This window comes from Methylobacterium sp. E-046, from assembly GCF_022829625.1.
Taxonomy (GTDB): domain Bacteria; phylum Pseudomonadota; class Alphaproteobacteria; order Rhizobiales; family Beijerinckiaceae; genus Methylobacterium; species Methylobacterium longum.
Genome location: NZ_JAKSYP010000100.1, coordinates 1 through 1,336, shown reverse-complemented (window position 1 = coordinate 1,336; position 1,336 = coordinate 1). Strand labels below are relative to the sequence as shown.

1 protein-coding gene is annotated in these 1,336 nt (G+C 69.0%); it reads left to right on the top strand.

Going from position 1 to position 1,336, the window contains the following annotated elements:
- Positions 1-1,171: TRAP transporter large permease (locus MKK82_RS09470; RefSeq protein ID WP_243985445.1), on the top strand; the 1,171-nt coding region annotated here is incomplete at its 5' end.
- Positions 1,172-1,336: the final 165 nt, after the last annotated feature.

The window sequence follows — 1,336 nt, the reverse complement described above, 5'->3', positions numbered from 1 at the left end:
CACGCTGACCACCCACGCCCCCGCGATGGTGGTGGTCGGGCGCATGGACGAGGGCATGAGCCACCTGATCCTGCTCGCCGTGCCGCTGTTCGTGTTCCTCGGCCTGCTCATCGAGATGACCGGCATGGCCCGCGCCATGGTGGGCTTCCTGGCGAGCCTGCTCGGCCATGTCCGTGGCGGCCTGCACTACGTGCTGGTCGGCGCGATGTACCTCGTCTCGGGCATCTCCGGCTCGAAGGCCGCCGACATGGCCGCCGTCGCCCCCGTGCTGTTCCCCGAGATGAAGGCGCGCGGCGCCCGGGAGGGCGACCTCGTGGCCCTGCTCGCCACGACCGGCGCCCAGACCGAGACGATCCCGCCCTCCATCGTGCTGATCACCATCGGCTCGGTCACGGGCGTGTCGATCACCGCCCTGTTCACCGGCGGCCTGCTGCCCGGCCTCGTGCTCGCCGCGACCCTCTGCGCGCTGGTCTGGTGGCGCTACCGCGGCGAGGACCTGAGCCACGTCGCCCGGCCCTCGGGCCGGGTCATCGGCCGCGCCTTCATCGTGGCGCTGCCCGCGCTCGCGCTGCCGTTCGTGATCCGCTTCGCCGTGGTCGAGGGCATCGCCACCGCCACCGAGGTGTCCACCATCGGCATCGTCTACGCCGCGCTGGCGGGCTTGCTGGTCTACCGGCAGTTCGACTGGCGGCGGCTCTACCCGATGCTGGTGACCACCGCGACCCTGTCGGGGGCGATCCTGCTGATCATCGGCGCAGCCACCGGCATGGCCTGGGCGCTCACGCAATCGGGCTTCTCGCAGACGCTGGCCGAGGTGATGAAGGGCCTGCCCGGCGGCGCGCTCGGCTTCCTGTTCGTCTCGGCCGCCGCCTTCATCGTGCTGGGCTCGGTGCTTGAGGGCATCCCGGCCATCGTGCTGTTCGGCCCGCTGCTGTTCCCGATCGCAAAGCAGGTTGGCGTCCACGAGGTCCACTACGCCATGGTGGTGATCCTCGCGATGGGCATCGGCCTGTTCGCCCCGCCCTTCGGCGTCGGCTACTACGCCGCCTGCGCCATCAGCCGGATCCACCCCGACGCCGGGATGCGCCCGATCGTCGGCTACATCCTGGCCCTGCTGGTTGGACTGCTCGTCATCATCCTCGTCCCCTGGTTCTCCATCGGCTTCCTGTGATCGTATCTTCTCCATAATGGTGTCGCTAGAGCGTTTTCGGTTTGAGCTGAATCGGACAGTTGGGGTTCACGCGAGGCTGTTGGGCTGATTCAGTGCGCGCTCCAGATGAGGAGCAGGGCATGGGCCGACCCTACAGCCAGGATCTGCGTGAGCGGGTAGTGGACG